This window comes from Flavobacterium limnophilum, assembly GCF_027111315.2.
Taxonomy (GTDB): Bacteria; Bacteroidota; Bacteroidia; order Flavobacteriales; family Flavobacteriaceae; genus Flavobacterium; species Flavobacterium limnophilum.
Genome location: NZ_CP114289.2, coordinates 176,592 through 197,126, shown reverse-complemented (window position 1 = coordinate 197,126; position 20,535 = coordinate 176,592). Strand labels below are relative to the sequence as shown.

The 20,535-nt window shown below is 36.2% G+C and carries 14 protein-coding genes and 1 tRNA gene; 6 read left to right on the top strand and 9 right to left on the bottom strand.

The window, feature by feature from the left end; all coding sequences use genetic code 11:
* Window positions 1–256: 256 nt before the first annotated feature.
* From OZP13_RS00820 to OZP13_RS00780, 9 genes are all read right to left on the bottom strand, one after another.
* The gene (locus OZP13_RS00820; protein WP_281298321.1) at window positions 257–730 is read right to left on the bottom strand and encodes a Dps family protein; all 474 of its coding nucleotides are present in this window, start codon (window positions 728–730) and stop codon (window positions 257–259) included.
* A gap of 238 nt (window positions 731–968) precedes the next feature.
* Entirely contained in the window at window positions 969–3,350 is a 2,382-nt protein-coding gene (locus OZP13_RS00815) for a glycosyltransferase (protein WP_281298320.1), read from the bottom strand.
* The gene (locus OZP13_RS00810) at window positions 3,347–4,387 is read right to left on the bottom strand and encodes a glycoside hydrolase family 130 protein (protein WP_281298319.1); all 1,041 of its coding nucleotides are present in this window, start codon (window positions 4,385–4,387) and stop codon (window positions 3,347–3,349) included. The genes OZP13_RS00815 and OZP13_RS00810 overlap by 4 nt, the downstream gene beginning before the upstream one ends.
* Window positions 4,388–4,579: 192 nt before the next feature.
* Window positions 4,580–6,247, bottom strand: coding sequence for a L,D-transpeptidase family protein (locus tag OZP13_RS00805; RefSeq protein WP_281298318.1), 1,668 nt, complete (start codon window positions 6,245–6,247; stop codon window positions 4,580–4,582).
* A 25-nt stretch (window positions 6,248–6,272) separates the two neighbouring features.
* The gene (locus tag OZP13_RS00800; protein WP_281298317.1) at window positions 6,273–6,467 is read right to left on the bottom strand and encodes a hypothetical protein; all 195 of its coding nucleotides are present in this window, start codon (window positions 6,465–6,467) and stop codon (window positions 6,273–6,275) included.
* Window positions 6,468–6,717: 250 nt separating this feature from the next.
* Window positions 6,718–7,152: a response regulator gene (locus OZP13_RS00795; protein ID WP_281298316.1), complete on the bottom strand. Its 435-nt coding sequence runs from the start codon at window positions 7,150–7,152 to the stop codon at window positions 6,718–6,720.
* The gene (locus OZP13_RS00790; protein ID WP_281298315.1) at window positions 7,142–10,720 is read right to left on the bottom strand and encodes a PAS domain S-box protein; all 3,579 of its coding nucleotides are present in this window, start codon (window positions 10,718–10,720) and stop codon (window positions 7,142–7,144) included. The genes OZP13_RS00795 and OZP13_RS00790 overlap by 11 nt, the downstream gene beginning before the upstream one ends.
* 16 nt (window positions 10,721–10,736) lie before the next feature.
* A complete protein-coding gene (locus tag OZP13_RS00785; protein WP_269243560.1) occupies window positions 10,737–11,297 on the bottom strand; it encodes a helix-turn-helix domain-containing protein in 561 nt (186 codons plus the stop codon).
* Window positions 11,298–11,620: 323 nt separating this feature from the next.
* Window positions 11,621–11,695: transfer RNA gene (locus OZP13_RS00780), tRNA-Pro, on the bottom strand.
* A gap of 151 nt (window positions 11,696–11,846) precedes the next feature.
* On the opposite strand from OZP13_RS00780, the gene OZP13_RS00775 reads away from it, so the two are divergent.
* The 6 genes from OZP13_RS00775 to udk all read left to right on the top strand — a co-directional run bounded on the left by OZP13_RS00775 (window position 11,847) and on the right by udk (window position 20,505).
* Window positions 11,847–12,482: a PliI family lysozyme inhibitor of I-type lysozyme gene (locus OZP13_RS00775; RefSeq protein ID WP_269241815.1), complete on the top strand. Its 636-nt coding sequence runs from the start codon at window positions 11,847–11,849 to the stop codon at window positions 12,480–12,482.
* An 18-nt stretch (window positions 12,483–12,500) separates the two neighbouring features.
* A complete protein-coding gene (locus tag OZP13_RS00770) occupies window positions 12,501–13,004 on the top strand; it encodes a hypothetical protein (protein ID WP_269241814.1) in 504 nt (167 codons plus the stop codon).
* A 69-nt stretch (window positions 13,005–13,073) separates the two neighbouring features.
* Entirely contained in the window at window positions 13,074–15,560 is a 2,487-nt protein-coding gene (locus OZP13_RS00765; protein ID WP_281298314.1) for a mechanosensitive ion channel family protein, read from the top strand.
* 136 nt (window positions 15,561–15,696) lie between these two features.
* Window positions 15,697–18,222 carry a DUF2339 domain-containing protein gene (locus tag OZP13_RS00760; protein WP_281298313.1) on the top strand — a complete coding sequence of 842 codons (2,526 nt, stop codon included), beginning with the start codon at window positions 15,697–15,699 and terminating at the stop codon, window positions 18,220–18,222.
* A complete protein-coding gene (locus tag OZP13_RS00755) occupies window positions 18,209–19,435 on the top strand; it encodes a hypothetical protein (protein WP_281298312.1) in 1,227 nt (408 codons plus the stop codon). The genes OZP13_RS00760 and OZP13_RS00755 overlap by 14 nt, the downstream gene beginning before the upstream one ends.
* A gap of 461 nt (window positions 19,436–19,896) precedes the next feature.
* Window positions 19,897–20,505 (top strand): uridine kinase, encoded by a 609-nt coding sequence (udk, locus tag OZP13_RS00750; protein WP_073369910.1) that lies wholly within the window; start codon window positions 19,897–19,899, stop codon window positions 20,503–20,505.
* Window positions 20,506–20,535: the final 30 nt, after the last annotated feature.

Here is a 20,535-nt window from a genome sequence, read left to right as displayed (position 1 = left end):
AATTTGTTTTTTTAAAATCGTTTTTGGTCTTTTTTTTTGTCTTGCACAGGCATTTAATCCAACAATAAAAACCCCAATTTCAGAGGTATAAAATTGCGCCTATTCATTCTAAAAAGTGTTATAAAACTTTTGCAAAAAATTGTAATATTCACACTATCCTTTTTCGTTTTACAAAGTTCAATTTCTTGCAAAAGAAAGAGGCTGTCTAAAAAGACAGCCTCTAACCCAAAAAAATTAAACTAAATTTTATTGCCAATTAACTCAAATACCTTCTTAAAATCCAAGCATTAGTTTCGTGTTGCTGCAAGATTCCCGTCAGCAAATCAGCGGTTCCCGCATCGTGATTGTCATTAGCACTGATATCAATGTCTTTTCTTAATTCAGCAATTAGAATTTCATGATCTGACAATAATTCTGTGAGCATCGTTTTTTGGACTGGATATTGATTTGGATGTTCCACAATTCGAGAAAGGGATGAAAACTCGTTCATCGTTCCAATTGTTTTACCTCCCAATTTGCCGATACGTTCTGCAACCTCATCAATAATAACTTCTATTTCAACGTATTGCGCTTCAAGTAATTTATGCAATTCCATAAAACTTTGGCCCGTCACATTCCAATGGAATTTTCTGGTTTTGACATACAATGTCATTTCATCTGATAAAACAACAGAAAGCAATGCGTTTGCCGCCTTCAAATGATCTTCGGTAATCCCAATTTTTGGTGTCATATTATTTTTATTTATTTTTTAAAATGCTTCTAAAATGATCAATGTCATTTGTTAGTACCAACAATTTTTGTTTTGCGGTGAGGTTTTTCTTCTCTTGACTAAACAACATTGATTATCTTTTATTTAGAATTCAATTTCCATTAATTCCATACTGTAAAACTCTAAAAAACCAAGGGTTAAATTGTTACACAACTTTTAAAAAAAATTACAAAATTCCTACTTTTTATATCATTTATAATTATCTCTCTTGATTCTGGATTTTAATTGCTTTTTTATGGAAAGTCATTTTTTCAGTACTCTTTTTGTCTTTCTGGTTGAAATATTTTTCCATGGTAAGTCTTGCCATCAAATAACTAACCGTCGATTCGGCACCTTGATTCAAATTGACGTACTTGTCCTCCAGGCCGTCATAGCAACCTCCCGTGCAAGGATTGTAGATGATTTGGTTTAAATGATTTTTCCCTAGAAACCAGCTAAAGCCAATTTCCATTTTATGCAAATACTTTTCTTCCTTGAAAACAGTGTAAAATTTACTCAGGGCAAGAATGGTATAAGCAACATCTATAGGCTGCTCTCCACCTACTTTTTCATGGTCTACTTCTTCGCCATTGGTAAACCAACCTTTGTTTGAAATTACTTTTATTCCGTTGTTTCTGTATATTTTAGACAACAGGAAATCAAAAGATTTTTTTGCAATGTCCTTGTAAATAGTCTCGTCTGTTATCAAATAAGCACACAACATGGCTTCGGGCAAAATACTGTTGGCATAAGTAAGATAACTCTCGAACCATGGCCAATTGTCTTTTGCTTCGTGTTTGTACATCTGCACCAACTTGTTGGCAAAATGTTGTATCAAAGATTTATTTTGAATAGAACTCTTGTTCAAATCACTGTAATAAATTCCTTTTATAATAAAGGCCATTGCTCTGGTAGAATCAATCTTACGAACTTTTTTCAAAGCCTTGTGCATCAACAACTCTGCGTTATTGCTTAGCTCTGCCGGCAATAAATGGGCTATCGAATTGAGGTAACCCAATGCCCAAATAGTTCTTCCGTTTGCATCGTCCAGGTTTTCGCTGTTTTGTTTGGTAAATTCTTTGTTTTCATCTACATAATTCAAGAAACTTCCGTCAGGTTGATAACAGAATTTTATGAAATTGAAATACCTATTAATGTATTCTAAATCGGCTTCATCGTTTGTCAATTCATAATGCTGGCACATGGCCACCAAAGCCCGCGCATTGTCGTCTATTGTATAACCAGAATCCAAATTGGGCTGATTGATTATTGAAAACTGGATCATTCCAAAATCGGTGGTCAGGTTTTTGAAATGATTGAGGTTAATTTCCGGTGTTCTATATCGTAAAATGATTCTTTTACTCCCCATTTTTTCAAATAATGTAGCGTGTGCAATGGCCGAGTTTTCCCAGGCAGTTGGTGCTAATTTATGAATGCCATTTGCAGCAATGCTTTTGCGTAATTTTTCATTTTTCAGCAAAAGGACAACTTGTTCGGCCAATTGCTTCGGACTTTCAAAATCGATAATGATGCCCGTTCCGTTTTGCAACACTTCAACTGCGTGGGGAATTGGAGTGGAAATAATGGGACAACCGCAACTTATGGCATAGGAAAAAGTTCCGCTCACGGCTGGGTTCCTGTCCTTTGATGTAAAAAGGTAAATATCCGTTAGTTGCAAATACTCCAATAGTTCCTCTAATGGCAGATATTTATTGATGAATTTCACATTATTTTGTAATTTCAAGGCAACAATCTTGGCTTCCAGCGAATTTCTATATTTTTCGCCTTCATTTTTAAAAACCGTTGGATGCGTCTTTCCAATGACAAGAAACAGCACTTCAGGCTCTTTTTTAACAATGGTTTGCAAAGCGTCTATGGAAGTTTCAATGGATTTTCCGGAACTCAACAACCCAAAAGTTGAAATGATTTTTCGTCCCGTTAATTTGTATTTTTCTTTGAGAACTTCCTTGTTTGAATGTTCCACTAAGTGCGTTCCGTGCGGAATGACCGTAATTTTTTCCTGCAAAACTTGATAATCATTTTCCAATATTCTTGCAGAATTATTGGTCATCACGACAAAAGCATCAACTGAATCGTTGATTTCCTGAACCTGTTTTTTGAATTTTTCGTCAGGACGGGGCAACACGGTGTGGCAAACAACAATTTTGGGCTTATGAATCGATTTTAAAAAGGAAATAAAATCGGCTTCATTGGTCCTGAACAAGCCAAATTCGTGTTGAATCAAGACTATTTCGATAGCCGTGTTTTTATTGATGTTTTCAGCTAATTTTATATACGAACCAGGATTATCCGTTTCTAAAACCGCATATATATATTCCTTATAATCATGCTTTTCGTTTTGCAATTCTAAAGCTGCAATTTTTAGGACGAACGATTTTTTGAATTTATTGTTTAATGCTAAAATTAAATCTTGGGAATAAGTGGCAATCCCGCATTCTCGTGGTGGAAAAGTGGTGACAAATAAAATCTCGGCCAACTTGATTTTGGTTCTTTGAAAATTCAATTCATTGTAAGAACTAATTTGAAGACGTTTTTTTGTCGAAACGATGTGACTGCGTTTGATGGATGGTTTGGTTCTCATTTTATTTTTTTATTTAGCATTAAATCATTCAATAATTCAGACAAGCTCATTGATGCGCAAGCAATTCTTTCGTCGGCAGCACCATAATAGATATATAAAACATCATCAAAAACAGCCGCTCCAGTCGGGAAACACACATTGTTTACCTCCCCTTTCAATTCCCAAATTTCCTCGGGTTTGAATAAATCATAACCCAATCTGGCAATTTCAACTTCTGGATTTTCAATATCCAATAAAGCCGCACAAGCCGAATATACATAGCCCTCTATGGAAGTAATGACTCTATGGTAGATGACAAGCCAGCCGAATTCGGTTTCTATTGGTGGACAACCACCTCCGATGTAACTAATGCCTTCATCATATTTTGGCGCCAAAACAATGTTATCATTAAAATTGATTAAATATTTTTGCCAAAATTCTTTGGTCAAATCTTCCAATGAATCGAGTTTAACCACAATTTGTATTTCGGGACGAATGCGATGAAGGAAACATAACTTGCCATTGATTTTTCTTGGAAAGAAAATGACGTCTTTGTCCCAAAGCAACATTTTCAATCCCTCTTTTTCAATAATATGATTGTGTTGATTGAAGCGATAATATTTTTCGTCTATAAAATCTTTTATTTCTGCAAGCCGATTGAAATCTTCGTAAGTAATTTTGGGTACAATAATTCCTTTTTTGTCAAAATGAATTAAATCCCTGGAAGTTGCCAATGCGCCCAATGCGTTTACGCCATCATAAGCCGTGTAAGTGAGATAATACAAATCTTCAATTTTTACGATTCTGGGATCTTCAATGCCGTGTTTTTCATACTCAAATTCAGGAACAATCAAAGGAACGTTCATCCTGTATTCTACTTCTAGGGGACCGAATAACCTACAGTAACCAACACTGGAATGATTTCCTTCGCTTACTGCCCTATAAAACACATGGACAAAATCTCCTTCCCTAATGGCAGCAGGATTTAATACGCCTTCATTTTCAAAAAGAAGGCTTGTTTTTTCGAGTATAATTCCAACTTTTTTTACTTGTATCATAACTTAAATTCAGTAATTAACTTAATACTAATGAATTACAAATATCCATCTAATAAAGCCAAAGAAGTTATACTACTTTTGAGAAAAGTTATATCATTCACACTCTTTGCAGCAAAAGAAACTTGTTCAAAAATTGCTCAAAAAAAAGGGGCTGTCCCAAAAAGACAGCCCCAAAACAAAAACCAAAAAAAATTATTCTCCAAAAATTTCATTTGACAGTTGCTGATCTAAATTATAAATATCATTTCTGAAATTCAGTTGTCCCTTATTGTCGACCCATGAAGTAAAATAAACAATGTATACAGGAACTGTTGGTTTAATTTGAATACCAAATTCTTTATCGGTTTTTAAAATCGTGTCTACCCTTTCTTGATTCCAATTTTTATCTTTTCGAAGGAGGTACATCAGCAATTTATTGGGATTTTCAACCCGAATGCAACCGTGACTGAAAGCCCTTTTTGATGCGCTAAAAAGTCCTTTAGAAGGAGTGTCGTGTAGATAAATGTCGTAATTATTCGGGAATAAAAACTTCATTTTTCCTAACGCATTTTCCTTCCCTGGTTTTTGCCGGATGATGAAAGGAACATTTCCTTCATACTTGTCCCAGTTGATGGTTGAGGGATTTATGACTTTATTACCCGAGAGCACTTCCATATTATTTTTGGCTAAATAATTGGAATTCTTTTTGATATTGGGAATTATTTCATTTCTTATGATGCTGTTTGGAATATTCCAATACGGATTAAGCATGATTCGTGAAATATTTCCTTTGAAAATTGTGGTTTGTTTCACGTCTTTTCCCACCACGACATTGGTCGTCCATACTAATTTGTCGTCCTCAATCACGTGCAGTTTATATTCCGGAATATTGACGAGCAAATATTCTTTTTCCATCTCGACTGGAACCCAACGCAATCGCTCTAAATTCAGCATTATTTGCCTGATCCTAAAATCGACCGATTTGTTTAATTCGGCTAGGGTTTGAGTGTTTATCTTTCCGTTTTCCACTAAACCCATTCGATGTTGAAAACTGGTAACTGCCGTGGCCAACTGATTTGTAAAAACAATGGTCTTGTCATTGTCCTTTAAATCTCCCGTCAGGAATAAATATTGCTTTACTGCCAATAAACACGAATCACTTTCTGTAATTGCCAAAAGTTTTTTCGTGGTAACGACAGTGGGAAAACCTCCTTTTTGGGCAATTCCGCGGTATTCCCTGAGTTTTGTTTTTAATCTAACGTAATATTGATTAACCGGTTCCGAAATGCTTTCTCCTTTGTTTAAAACCACCAATGAATCTAGTAAAGCCTGATAATTTTTCTTTTTTCGAGGAATATACCAATCCAGTTCGTGTGGCTTTTTCGAAATTCCGCCATAAACTTTTTTGGAATACTTGAAAAAAGTGGCGGTAAGCAACAACTCCAATTCCCTGACCCGGCTTTCTTTTACAACTGAAGATTTTTCATCGCTTGAAATCAAGGTAATCAAGGAATCCAAGGGAATATTTTTGAAACTTTCGTCATTAAAATCAGTGCCGTAATTTTGTACTTTGTTGTAGAAAATTGGAACAGCCGCTGTCATGCCTTTTTTATTGAACCAGGCAAATTGATATTCCCTGCTTTTATAAAATTGATACACTTCTTTTTTAATGGTGTCACTATCTGGAAATGCTTTGAAATAGGCATTCAGGGCAGTTTCATCAAGTGCCAAATCAGAATAATTTTGCGTGGTGTAAATACTTGATTCTGATGATTTTTTTTTATTGCATCCCAATGCCAGTAATGCAACTAGCACTACAAGGCCAATTTTGGTTTTGAATCCTGACTTAAAAATTGATGAATTATTGGAGATGCAATACATATTCTTTTTTTTTAACGATGTTATTCTATGATTCGTCTTTTGTGGTGCGGACAAGGCTAATACCGGAAACGAAAAACACGATCCCTAGTATGCCGTAAATAATAAGCTCTTTTATGTCTTTTGTACCACCCGAAGTGTCGGAAAAAACTACGGCAGTATAGATAAGACCACCTATTCCAAGGGCTGTGAGCAAGGCTCCAAAAATTCTTTTTAAATTCATGATGTTTAATTTTAATGGTTTGTTATTATGCAAAGTCGACTAGATTGGGACACTCCTTTTTAATTGATATTGATCAATCTTGACAATACAAAGTTGTCCAAGTTTGTCCTAAAATCTATTACACAATTTTGCATAAAGTTTATATCATTCACTTATTTTTTTAATGAACAGGAAGTAAAAAAACGATGCCATTTCTGAAGAAAATGGCATCGTTTGAGGCTAAAAAAAAGTCGGAACACGATTGAAATAATTACATTCTGTCCATATACCAACTGAGTTCTTTTTCTATTTTTTTGTATTGAAAAATGGTCGTGATAATTTTTTGCAAACGCATAAAAGCAGTTTCACTTTTTACCACATAATCAAAAGCCTTGTGGTGCATACATCTAACAGCTACCTCAATTTTGTCTTGCGAAGACAGCATCAACACGGGAATGTCTGGATTGAAAGCTTTAATTTTATCCAATGTTTCTATTCCGTTCATCGCCGTTTTGTCGATACCGTCGAGTTGATAGTCCAAAATGACCACATCTGGATTATGTGATAAATGTGCTATGCAAAGTTCCCCTGTTGCATAGGTTTCAATGTCAAAATCTGCATGTTCCGTAAATTCTATTTCCAGGGATTTTAGAAACAGGGCGTCATCATCTACCAAGAACAGTTTTATTTTATTTTCATTTTTCACGATTAAGTATTTTTATTAAATTAAATTCTATTTCCAATTCTTCACAAGCTTGTTTACAAATGGTTTCTAACTGGACAACCATTTGGGCCGTTTTCTCCGTAAATTGATTTGTTTTTGCAGCTTCCTGTATTTCTTTTGCCATATTTTCCAACTCTGGACTCATCCCCATTATGGAGAAAGACGGAATGATTTTGTGTACGGCAGCCCCCAATAAATCCCAATCTTTGTCCAGAATGCTTTGTTTCATTGCATCGATCAATGGCGGTGTTTGTTCCATATAGATCGAAATCATTTCCATCATCAATTTAGGATTTGATTTTGTCCGGATTTTCAAATAATCTAAATTGGTGCATTTCATTTTTACACTTTTGTTTAGTTTCTTGTCTTTGTCAATTCCATCCGTTTCAACAACTTTTGGAAGACTTGGTTTTTTTACCAAGCCAACAATTTTGCTGTACAATATGCGTTCATCAACAGGTTTTGCAATATAATCGTTCATTCCCACGGCTTTGCATTTTGCCAAATCAACCGTGGTGACATCGGCTGTTAAAGCAATAATAGGAATGTCCAAGTTCATTGTATTTCTGATATATTCTGTTGCTTCAAACCCGTTCATGATGGGCATTTGCAAATCCATTAAAATGATGTCGTAAGCTTCTTTTTCGAGTTTTTCGACGGCTATTTTTCCGTTTTCGGCAATATCGCGTTCAAAACCAAAATCATCCAAAAGGGTCTTCATCAATAATTGGTTAAGCGGCATGTCTTCAACCACCAATACTTTTATGCCCTCAACTTCGATTTTCTTTTCTACCATTTCGGTTTCCAGTTCAGCATCAATATTTGTTTTTATAAAAGTCAATATAAAACTAAAAGTAGAACCTTCTTTAATTTTACTTTTCACGCTAACAGTTCCGCCTTGTGGCTCTACCAATTGTTTTACGATGGCCAACCCTAATCCGGTTCCCCCATACAATCTTGAAGTTCCGCTGGTGGCTTGCTGAAAATCGTCAAAAATAGTATCGATTTTATCTTCTTCTATTCCAATTCCCGTATCGGCAATGGAAAATTCAACCGTGGCACTTTCTTCATCTTCTTTAATCAAAAGAACGCTAACCGTAATTTTTCCCTTTGAGGTAAATTTAATTGCATTGCTGACCAAGTTTAAAATAATTTGATGCAACCGAACGGGATCCCCGAGCAATACTTTTGGAATATTGGCGTCATATTCCGTGACTAATTCCAAGTTTTTTTCCTGGATTTTGGTTTCAAACACATGCAGCATTGCCGAAATAGATGCCGATAATTTAAACGGAATTTGCTCAAATGTCATTTTTCCTGCATCTACTTTTGCCAAATCCAGAATGTCGTTGATAAGCACTATTAATGCATCACCACTCATTTTTATGGCCGATAAATATTCTTTTTGTTTGGCGGTCAAATCGGTTTTCAGCACCACTTTGGTAAATCCGATGATGGCATTCATCGGTGTGCGAATTTCGTGGCTCATATTCGATAAAAATTGCTGTTTTGCTTTTACGGCATTCTCGGCAGTTAGCGTGGCAGCTTGGGCATTTCTTTTTTCTTCTTCGGCAATTTCGGTGGCCAATTCAGCAAATATTCTGGCTTCGATCAATTCGGTTGCAATCCTTTTTTGGTCGGTAACATCCCGGGCGACAATAACGACTCCCAGTACATTTCCATTGTCGTCTTTATATACCGAGCCGTTGAACAACACATCGGTCAATTTGCCATTTACATTTCGGAGCGTAAGCGGTGCATCGGCAACAGATCCTTTTTTAAACACTTCTTGATAGACTTCACGTGCTTTTTGTTGGTCAGTGAAATAATCGAAAAAGTCCGAGTCGATAAGTTCTTCCCGCTTCATTCCGGTAATATTTACCGTTGCTTCATTCATGTCCGTAATTTTGCCTTGGATGTTTATAGTCACCAATGGATCACGGCTGGCTTCAATTAAACTCAAAGAATATTGCGAGGCTAATTTGGCGGAATAACTAAGTGCTTCGAGTTCTTTATTGGCAATTTCACGCTTTTCTTTTTCTTTGTTCTGAAAGTCAAGCTCTATGTCGGCAATGACTAATTCATCAGCTCTTTTTATTTTTTCTTTGTTTTGAAAAACAAGCTCTTTGTTGGCAATAACTAATTCTGCTGCGCGATTTTCTTTTTCTTCGTTTTGATAGGCCAATTCCTTATTGGCTATGCCCAACTCGTTTGCCCGTTTTTCCTTTTCTTCGTTTTGAAAAGCCAATTCCTTATTGGCTATGCCCAACTCGTTTGCCCGTTTTTCCTTTTCTTTGTTTTGAAAAGCCAATTCCTTATTGGCTATGCCCAACTCGTTTGCCCGTTTTTCCTTTTCTTCGTTTTGAAAAGCTAATTCCACATTGGCGATTCCTAACTCGTTTGATCTTTTTTCTTTTTCTTGGTTTTGAAAGGCTAATTCTTCATTGGCAATACCCAACTCATTAGCACGTTTTTCCTTTTCATTGTTTTGATAAGCCAATTCTTTGTTGGCGATTTGTAAATCCAAGGCCCATTTTTGTTCTGCAATGTCTCTAGCTACAATCACGACACCCAAAATATTACCATTTTCATCTTTATACACAGAACCATTGAATAAAACATCGGTCAATTTTCCGTCTTTATGGCAAATCGTAAGCGGTAAATCAGCAACCGAACCTTTTTCAAACACTTCCTGATAAACTTCACGTGCGCTTTGTTGATCTGTAAAATAATCGAAAAAATCAGATCCTATTAGTTGCTCACGAGATACACCCGTAACATTTACCGTTGCCTGATTCATATCCATAATTTTCCCTTTTACACTAATGGTAACCAATGGATCCAGACTGGCTTCAATAAGACTAAGGGCATATCGAGAAGCTGATTTCTGGTCAGATGTATAGTTTTCTAATGCATTGTTTTTGTCTTTTTGATTTTTTATAATAAGATACCCAAGAATAAAAATGGTAACCAAAAAGACAAGAAGTAAAAAAAAGATTAATTCAGAAAAATGATAGTCCTTTTCGTTTTCAATTTTTCGATACTTAAGTAGTTTGTATTCTTCGTTAGTTACTGAGCTTTTTGCTATTCTAATTTTGTCGGTAATAATTTTTCCTTCTTCAATTACCCCAATTTTTTCGGAATTACTTAATAAATTAGGACTCTTGGCTTTTAGAAACTTCTCAGTGAAAATCAGCCGATCCGTTACCTTTTTTTTCAATAAACTGATGCTATTTTGCTGATTTGGATTGCCTTCGGTGAGAATATCCAATGTGTCTAAATTGGCAAACACTTTCGTTTTAGACCGATCATAAGGCTCTAAAAAAACAGTATTTCCAGATAATAAATAACCCCTAAATCCAGTTTCGATATTGAGTACATCCAATAGGACTTCATTACTCTTGTTAATGACTTCCTGAGTATGTAACAATTTTTTGCTCGAAGCTATTTCTTTTTGACTGTTAGTATAGAAAACCACCAAAACTGTAATTAACAGTATGATGGAGACAATATAAAAAAGTTTTGTTTTATTTTCTAATACAGTTTTCATAATACTGTTACAAAAATTAATTTATGAGTTTTGTATTTCCAATTTCTTCTAATGGACTGCGTCTCTTATCCTTCATCTGTTTGAAATGGGAAGGCGAAAGACCTGTTACTTTCTTGAACTGGCTCGACAAATGCGCCACACTGCTATAACCCATTTTCCAAGCGATTTCGGTGATATTGTGTTCACCGTAAATTATCAATTCTTTGATGCGCTCGGTTTTGTGGGAAATGATGAAATGCTCAATCGTCGTTCCTTGCACTTCCGAAAACAAATTCGACAAATACGTATAGTCGTGATTCATTTTTTCGCTTAAATAATCCGAGAAATTGACCTTGATAATTTCGTCTGAATGATGTACCATTTCGATAATTACATTCTTGATTTTTTCAATAAGCATTGCTTTTTTGTCATCCATCAATTCGAGTCCCGAATGAAGCAAATTAGCTTTAAGCACCTCGCGTTGCGCCATCGAGATGGTTTCCATAATTTCGACTTCGCCTAAATCAACAACGATAAAGTGCAGGCCAAGGTTCCTTAGCTCCTCTTTTACCGCCATTTTGCAGCGGTTGCTGACCATATATTTGATATATAATTTCAAATTATTTTATTTTTAAAAACAGTTGATGTAAAAGTCGCAAGATTCACCTTGAAAAAACTTATATAACTTTGAAAAAAAGTTACATAATTCACACATTGTCAGTTTGGGTCGTGATTTTTAAATATGGGAATTTATGCCAATTACGAAAGTTGAAAAATAAATGACATTCAACATGAATCTTTTTTTTTGGTAAGTTACAAAAAAAGGATCCACAATCTGGGCTTTTGTAAAATTACAAAAAATAAAAAAGGCTGTAAATCATACAATTTACAGCCTTTTGATAGGAATTGACAACTAAGTTGTCGGGGTGGCAGGATTCGAACCTGCGGCCTCCTGCTCCCAAAGCAGGCGCGATAACCGAGCTACGCTACACCCCGAAATCGGGTGCAAATATATAACTATTTTTGGCTTATGCAAAACTATTTTCGAAATATGAAATAATTTTAAATCATAACCAAAAAAAAACAAAAAGCATTAATTATTAATCGGCTTAGTTTTCCTATTTTTATAACTTGAAACCAGCATCTTATGAATAATTATAAAAAACAGGCCATTGCCATAGCAATAATCTTGACAATAGCCGGTTGCAAAAATAGTTTAAAGAAAACCACGACCAATGACGGTGCTTCAAAAAAGGATACTCCAACTATTCCATCCGACACCAAATTGGCAAAACCAAAGTTTTCCAGAAAACTTTCCCTGAACAACATTTCTTTCGATATTAATCTAACGGGCAAACAATTAAGCATTCAACCTTCGGGTCTTGCCAATGACAACACCAAAATCGTCAAACAGATTGAAGGAATCATTACCAATGCCGAAATTGGAGACCTGAATAGGGATGGTTTTCCCGAAGTGCTGGTTTATATAACATCGGATGGAAGTGGCAGTTATGGAACCGTCATTGGATATTCCGTGAACAACGGCAAATCAATGAGCGAAATTTATATGCCAAATATCGCGGACAATCCCAAAGCCAACAAAGGCTATATGGGACACGACGAATTTGCCATCGTGGAAAATTCCTTGTGCCAACGTTTCCCAACTTATAATCCTCAAGACACCAACAGTAATCCGACGGGCAAAATGCGCCAGATTCAATACAAACTCAAAGAGGGTGAAAATTCGAGAGTTTTTGTGATAGATAAAATCATTGAATATTAAACTACAAACCTAGTACTTATGAAAAAATCATTTATTACTGTATTCGGTTTCTTTTTAGGAACCACTATTGGTTTTGCACAAACCAAATCGGTTTCTGATGCCATTATTTCTTTTTTAAAGACCAATTATGACAATGCATCAGAAACCAGCAGACATTTTATTTACAACGCCGTAGATTTGAATAATGATGGAAAAGACGAATATTTAGTGGAATTAATTGGCGGCGATTGGTGTGGTTCTGGTGGTTGCACGGTATTAATTTTAGACAAAAACTTCAAGTTGAACACCCGGATGACCGTGGTAAACGACCCAATATATGTTGGCGATACCGGCGGCAAAGAAGTGACCAAAGGATACGCAAACATCTACATCCAAAACAGGGATGGCAGTCTCGCCAAAATGACTTGGAATGGAAAAAAATACCCCTCCAATCCTACAGTAGCACCCAAAGTGGATAAAAAAATCATTGCTGGTAAATTCAAATTCCTGAACATTGCCAAGCAAAAGCAGCTAGCTTTCTAAAAAACACTTACCATTCCCCTTTTTTATATTTATAAAAAATTTGCAACCCTTGATTCTAGATTTTTTACTATGAACAAAACTACCCTCAATCATTCGGTAATAAAACATTCTCTTAAAATAGTCTTGCTGGCATTGTTCATTTGCTCCAGTAACTTTGCTTTGGGACAAAACATAATTCCTGTCGAAAAAAAGGACGGTATCATAAAGCCTGTCCCTATGAAGATTGTGATTGAGAATCTTGTTTTGAACAGAATGAGGAACAGCAAAACAAATTTCGAAAACAATCAAACCATTAGAACTCAAAATAATGCATTTAGCTTAATTAATTTCGAAATCCAAAAAGCCAAAAATATTCTCGAACGAGGTTTTGATTACAAAGGTTTTACAAAAGAAATCAATTTACTGGTTAAATGGAAAGATTTTGCAGTGGACGGCATTACCAAAAACAAGAATAAAAGACAAACTACTCGAGATTTAACGACTACTTCACTACTGTTGAATGAATTAGTAGATAGGACCAATAATCAAATCAATAAGATAAAAAGCAACAACAAAGCATTAAGCGACATCCAAAAAAGAATAGATTCTTTGGCTTCGGACAAAGCACTCTACCTGCTTCCTAAAGATTCTATAGCCATAAATAATTACTTCCAGCGATTGCTTTTCTTGACAAAAGATATTGACAAAACCAACAATAGTCTTAAAAATGCCATTGACAGCATACAAACCCTAGAAATTAAAGGAGACATATTCAAAAATAATTTAAATTTAGATATTGTAAAAGTTGATTTATTAAGAAAAATAGAAGCCGACAGTCTTTTTTCAAGAAAAATTTCCATTTTTGACGCAAAAGACATTAAAGAAAAATCATTTTTGAGAGAACTCAAACAATCATTCAAAAAAGGATATTATGTATTGAGGTTTTATGTGGTGAATAATTCTTTCATCATAAAATTACTTTTTTTATGCATTTTGGGAGTTTTTATTTATCTAAAAATATTGAAAAGAAAATACAAAAAAGCCAACATTTACAATGATTTTAAATATTCCGTACAAATATTCAGGCGTCCTTTATCAACGGCCATCCTCATAACCATTACCATAGGCCAACTTTTTATTCCGTCGCCTCCATTCATTTTTAGTGCCGTACTTTGGACAATTGCTTCCATTGCAATCACTATCCTGATAAGAGAAACCAAATCGACACTGCCTTTAAAAACATGGTTGATTTATTTGGTCTTGATTTTCTTGGTAACAATTGACAATCTAATTTTAGTTCAAACATTGTTCGAAACCTTCGCCATTATGGGCATAGGAATTGCGGCAATTTCTTATGGATTGTACCGAATTTATAGCAAACAAAAAGTGTTCAACACGCCCACTTTGTGGATTGTCATAACAATGTTGGCGTTTGAAATTTCAGGCGTATTCTTCATGATTTATGGAAACTACAATTTAAGTAAAATACTGGTCTCTATTGGAATTACAACCATTCTAATTGGCTATTTGACCATTTATACGTTCCAATTAACTAACGACATATTAAATTTTACCAATCAAATAATCGAATCCGACACCAAAAAAGAAATAAACATTGTTTCCCAGGAAAATCATAAAATTACAAAAACCATATATTTTATGTTTTTATTTTCTTGGATTATTGTCATAAACAGAAATTCTTATTCTTTCCAAAATTTCATCGACCCTTTTGTTCAATCTTTTTACGAAGAACAAAAAATTGGATCATTTACTTATTCTTACCAAAGCATTTTGGTTTTCTTTTTTGTTATAGTGGCATCGGTTTTTATTTCAAAAATAGTGTCTTTTCTGGCTTCAGAAAATAAAGTGGCCAATATCACCGAAGAAAAAACCAGCGTGGGAAGTTGGATTTTGTTAGTGAGAATTACTATTATTAGCATAGGAATATCTTTCGCATTTGCAATTGCAGGAGTTCCAACGGATCGATTAACGGTTATTATTGGCGCTTTGGGAGTTGGTATTGGTTTTGGCTTGCAAGCTTTGGTCAACAACCTGATTAGCGGATTAATCATCGCCTTTGAAAAACCCGTCAATCTGGACGACATCATTGAAATTGGAACACAAACAGGCACCATGAAATCCATCGGAATCCGAAGCAGTGTGGTCACCACCTGGGACGGTGCCGACATCATCATCCCGAACGGCGATTTACTGAGCAAAAACCTGACCAACTGGACGATGGGAAGTTCAAAAAGACGTTATGAAATCCCTGTAAGTGTGGCTTATGGAACCGATTTGAAATTTGCCAGATCAATTCTCCGTGAAATATTGGAAGACCACCCATTAATTTTGAAACTACCAGAACCCATGATTTGGGCAACCCAGTTCAATGATAGCTCCATTGATTTTGTCATTAAATATTGGGTGCCTCATTTCAATTATGGCAACGATGTCAAAAGTGATTTGATTATCAGCATCGACGAAAAATTTAAGGCCAACAATATTGTCATCCCGTTTCCGCAAAGAGACATTCACGTTCAAGCCAACGCAGCAAACACCAAAGAAATAAAGGAGTAGTTCTTGCGGAAAATCGGTCTTGATTGGTGCAATCTGTGTCTGATAATTTTAAATGTGAATGCCCTGCCGAAAAATAGCATTATTAATTCCTAAATAGTATTATATTTACAAAACCTAATTCTTAAAAAACCTTGCTATGGAAGTTTTCTTGTTGGTGTTGCTTTTTGTTTTTTTAATCTATGTCAAAAATGCCATAGACTCAAAATTGGACAAAATTGAAGATAGACTAGAAGACAAAATTGACGAGAAATTCAAGGAATTGCATAAAAAAATAGACGATTTAAAAACAATCGAAAAACTTCCGGAAAAACCGATAGTCGTACCCGAGGAAACCAAACCAAAAGTGGTTCCCGAAGAATTAAAACCTTCCGTGGTTATCGAAAAAACGGAACCATTGATTTTCATTCCTGTCGAAAAAGAAATAACGGAAGAAAAAACCGGAAAAATAGTCTTTTCAATGGACAATGTTTCGGCACCAAAAGTGCAGCCAAAACCTGAACCCAAAGTTTACGTCCGTGAAGAACCAAGCAAGACTTTTTGGGAAAATTTCAGGGAAAACAATCCCGATTTAGAGAAATTTATTGGCGAAAACCTGATCAACAAAATCGGTATTTTAATCTTGGTTTTGGGCATCAGTTATTTCGTGAAATATGCCATCGACAAAGATTGGATCAACGAACCGGCTCGTGTGGGAATTGGCATGCTTTCCGGCGCATTGATTATGGGAGTTGCCCATAAATTACGAAAAAAATATGCAGCATTCAGTTCCGTTTTTGTGGCCGGGGCGATTGCGGTTTTCTATTTCACTATTGGCATTGCTTTCCACAGTTATCATTTGTTCGGACAAACCACGGCTTTCATCATTATGGTGCTCATTACCATTTTTAGCTGCTTGATTTCGCTTTCTTACGACCGAAAAGAACTCGCCGTATTGTCCCTGATTGGTGGTTTTGCCGTTCCGTTTATGGTCAGCACGGGACAAGGAAATTATGTGGTATTGTTTACTTATATCCTTATTTTAAACATCGGCATTCTGGCATTGGCCTATCATAAAAAATGGGGCATCATCAATATCTTGTCCTATCTTTTTACCGTGATTTTATTTGGAGCTTGGTTGTTTAAAGACCTTGATGAAAAAACACCGCATTTTCTTGGCGCATTGGGCTTCGGATTTGCATTTTACCTGGTTTTCATTGCCATCAACATCATCAACAATCTAAGAACCAAAGGGCTTTTCTCTCCAATAGAATTAGGCATATTGGCCAGCAACACCTTCCTTTTTTATGGTGCGGGAATGCTGGTTTTGGAACAATATCATCCCGAACTCAAAGGATTATTTACCGCCGCTTTAGGTTTGTTGAACTTTGGTTACGCTTGGTTCTTGTACAAAAAATTCGGCTTGGACAAAACTGCCGTTTACCTCTTGGTGGGCTTGACACTTACCTTCATCACCTTGGCTATCCCGATACAATTCGAAGGGAATTTCATCACCCTGTTTTGGGGGGCGGAAGCCGTAATGCTGATGTGGCTGGGGCAAAAATCAAAAATAACCTATTACCGATTTGCCTCGATTATCGTCCACTTTTTGATGATGGGGAGTTTACTGATGGATTGGAGCCAAATCTATATGTCTACGGCCACTTTAAATATCGTGTTCAACAAAATCTGTTTGACCGGTATTTTTGCCGTGGCTTCGTTGTTTGCCGTTTACTATTTATTGAAAAATGAAGACGAAGAACTGGAGCAATTTGGATTCATTTTCAATCCAAAAAAATACCGAAAATCGTTGAGGGGTATTGGAATAATCACCAGTTATTTTGTCGGCTTGTTCGAAGTGGGTTTCCAGGCCAACACGAATGTCAATGGCGCCAATTCTGCCATTACGTTGCCTGTTTTATATCATTTAATTTTCAGTGCCGCACTTTTTTATGGATTGTGCAAAAGCAAAAAAACGATTCGTTACCAACTGGCTTCGATAATAGCCGTGGTCAATATTGTGCTCTTTGCGTTTTCCTTCTCGAATTATGCGTTTTATGAGCACGAACAATACATCACAACGGGAGTTCATCAAAGAATTGGATTTTATTTACACTATATTTCGCTGCTCATCACCTTGTTTTTTGGATACCAATTATACAAAATCAACAAAGAAAATCCGGTTTTCGAACTATTCAAAAAGAAAATCGTAATCTGGATTGCCGCCTTTTTCATTATTTATTTGGCCAGCACCGAATTGATGCTCCACGGATTGGTATTTTCGAATTCGCCGGTTACGGCGCAAGACATTCAATCGAGTACTCTTTATAAATTGAGTGAACCAACTTTTATCAGGGAACAACTTGCTTCCGATTCAATTCAAGCAACCAGAACCCAAATCATAAAAACAGGGTTTCCAATTCTCTGGGGAATTCTCGCTTTTGTTTTCCTGATTGTCGGAATCCGAAAACACATCAAAAACCTGCGAATAATAGCCTTGTCGTTATTGGGAATGACCATCCTGAAATTATTTTTGTTCGACATCAGCAATGCTTCCGAAACCGGAAAAATAATTGCCTTCATCTTGTTGGGAGTGCTAATCCTGATTATTTCATTTGTGTATCAAAAAATAAAAGTCTTGGTACAAGACGACAACAAACCCAAGGAAACTGATGAAACCAAATAAATTTCTAGTGATTATGCTTGCCGCAAGCAGCCTATTGGCGCAACACCAAACGACGGCAAAAATCGACGACATTAAGAAAAGTGGCTTGCATAAAATAGTATTGCCAACCGAAATTCGCTCTTTCTCCAAAGAAGAATTGGGCGATTTCCGTATATTGGATTCCAAAGGAATCGAAGTTCCCTATTATATCCTTCAAGGGAATGGCGAAACAACTTCCAGCAGCTTTTCGGAATGCAAAATTCTTTCGAAAACAGTAGTTCCAAAAAGCAAAACGACCATCATTTTTGAAAACCCAAAAGTTTCCATTGACGAAATCGTGCTGTCCATAACCAATTCCGATGTCACGAAACCTTACAGCATCAGCGGTAGCAATGACCAAAAAGAATGGTTCGGATTGGTCAACAATTCATTGTTAAATGGGCTCGAAAACAGCGAAGACACCAGTGTTTTCAAAACAATCCCATTACCGCTTACATCCTATCGCTATCTAAAAATAGAGTTTAACGACAAGAAAACATTGCCCATTAATGTCTTGAAAATCGGTTTTTTTTCCAACAAGACCAGCAATCCTGATGTTGAGGAAATCTTGCCTAAAAGCACTCAAATAACGCAGTTCTCGTCTCCAAAAATAACTCGAGTTCAGGTTGCTTTCAATAATCCACAAATTGTAAACCAAATTAGTTTCAAGATATCAAGTCCTAATTTGTTCCAACGCAACGCCCGAATTTACACCAACAAAACAGTTCGAAGAAAACATAAACTTAGAGCGTATCAAGAAACCCTTTCGAATTTTGAATTAAATTCCGACACCAAAAACACCTTTACGATTCCACAAGTTTTCGAAAAAGAGTTCTTCATCGAAATAGAAAATCAGGACAATCAACCTTTGACTTTGGATAAAATCCAATTTTTCCAAAATCAAGTCGCCGTAATCGCCGATTTGAAAGCCAATGAAAAATACACCGTCCAAACCGGAAATCCAAAACTATGGAGTCCTGAATATGATTTGAAAAACTTCAAGGACAGCATGAACAACGACTTGCCCGAAGCCAAAATTTACGACATCAAACACGCCGTTTCCAAAAAAACAAATGCCCGAGACAAATCCTTCTGGCAACAATCTTGGTTTATGTGGCTTTGCATCGGTTTGGGCGGAATGGCCATTTTATATTTCACGACACATTTGGTCAAGGACATGAAGAATAATGCTTAAATTCCAAACTCGGCAAAGTTTCCGATTTTGAGGATGCGACAAAAGGTCTCCTGACCTTCCTATCTAATCACAAACACCCCAATCAATTGTGATAAAACGTCCAAAAAATTGATTTTACACCAAATTCTATAAATATAAAGTCGCAATATTTTGAGCAGCTAGCATCAAGAATAGGGAGAAGGGCATTCGCTTTTAAAAAAAGTTTTACACAAATTCCACACCCGAGCGACTGCGAACTGACGAAGTAAATTTACACGAAGACCAAGTTTTAAAAATTCAACAAATTCATAAAACCGGTGAAAATTAGTGACAATTCTAATAAACGATAAAATTGGTGTTAATTTGTGCAATTCGTGTCTGATAATTTTAAAAGCGAATGCCCTGAATAGGGAGAATAAATCCTAAATGGCAAGCAATAAATCCCTATTTTTGTTCCAGTAAAAACATAACACGACTATTTTATGCTGATTATAGGAATTGCAGGCGGAACAGGCTCGGGAAAAACAACCGTGGTGCACCAAATAATGAATGAATTGCCCCATACCGAAGTGGGAATTATTGCCCAGGATTCGTATTACAAGGAGTCCACGAACGAGAGTTACGAGGAACGGGCAAAAACCAATTTTGACCATCCCAGAGCCATCGATTTCGACTTGCTGGTCGCACACCTCAAGGAACTCAAAGCCGGAAACACCATCCACCAACCCGTGTATTCCTTTGCCACGCACAACAGGACCGACGACACCATCGTGACACATCCCCGAAAAGTGATGATTGTCGAAGGAATTTTAATTCTTTCCAATCCCGAACTGCGCGACTTGTTCGACATCAAGATATTCGTTCACGCCGATTCGGACGAGCGATTAATTCGAAGATTAAAACGCGACATCGCCGAACGTGGCCGCGATATGGAGGAAGTTTTGAACCGCTACCAAACCACCCTGAAACCCATGCACCAGCAGTTTATAGAAAGCACGAAAGCTTTTGCCGACATCATCATTCCAAACGACAAATACAACACCGTGGCCATCGACGTGGTTCGTGCCGTAATAAACCAACGAATTCTATAATTTTTTGTAATTTTATTGCAAATTAAAATG

What these genes read in the sequence shown, in the direction of transcription:
- OZP13_RS00770 (WP_269241814.1), top strand. Translation starts at nt 12,501, where the DNA reads ATGAAAAAATCATTTATTACTGTATTCGGTTTCTTTTTAGGAACCACT.
- OZP13_RS00810 (WP_281298319.1), bottom strand. Translation starts at nt 4,387, where the DNA reads ATGATACAAGTAAAAAAAGTTGGAATTATACTCGAAAAAACAAGCCTT.
- OZP13_RS00790 (WP_281298315.1), bottom strand. Translation starts at nt 10,720, where the DNA reads ATGAAAACTGTATTAGAAAATAAAACAAAACTTTTTTATATTGTCTCC.
- OZP13_RS00805 (WP_281298318.1), bottom strand. Translation starts at nt 6,247, where the DNA reads ATGTATTGCATCTCCAATAATTCATCAATTTTTAAGTCAGGATTCAAA.
- OZP13_RS00815 (WP_281298320.1), bottom strand. Translation starts at nt 3,350, where the DNA reads ATGAGAACCAAACCATCCATCAAACGCAGTCACATCGTTTCGACAAAA.
- OZP13_RS00820 (WP_281298321.1), bottom strand. Translation starts at nt 730, where the DNA reads ATGACACCAAAAATTGGGATTACCGAAGATCATTTGAAGGCGGCAAAC.
- OZP13_RS00775 (WP_269241815.1), top strand. Translation starts at nt 11,847, where the DNA reads ATGAATAATTATAAAAAACAGGCCATTGCCATAGCAATAATCTTGACA.
- OZP13_RS00755 (WP_281298312.1), top strand. Translation starts at nt 18,209, where the DNA reads ATGAAACCAAATAAATTTCTAGTGATTATGCTTGCCGCAAGCAGCCTA.
- OZP13_RS00760 (WP_281298313.1), top strand. Translation starts at nt 15,697, where the DNA reads ATGGAAGTTTTCTTGTTGGTGTTGCTTTTTGTTTTTTTAATCTATGTC.
- OZP13_RS00800 (WP_281298317.1), bottom strand. Translation starts at nt 6,467, where the DNA reads ATGAATTTAAAAAGAATTTTTGGAGCCTTGCTCACAGCCCTTGGAATA.
- OZP13_RS00765 (WP_281298314.1), top strand. Translation starts at nt 13,074, where the DNA reads ATGAACAAAACTACCCTCAATCATTCGGTAATAAAACATTCTCTTAAA.
- OZP13_RS00785 (WP_269243560.1), bottom strand. Translation starts at nt 11,297, where the DNA reads ATGGTCAGCAACCGCTGCAAAATGGCGGTAAAAGAGGAGCTAAGGAAC.
- udk (WP_073369910.1), top strand. Translation starts at nt 19,897, where the DNA reads ATGCTGATTATAGGAATTGCAGGCGGAACAGGCTCGGGAAAAACAACC.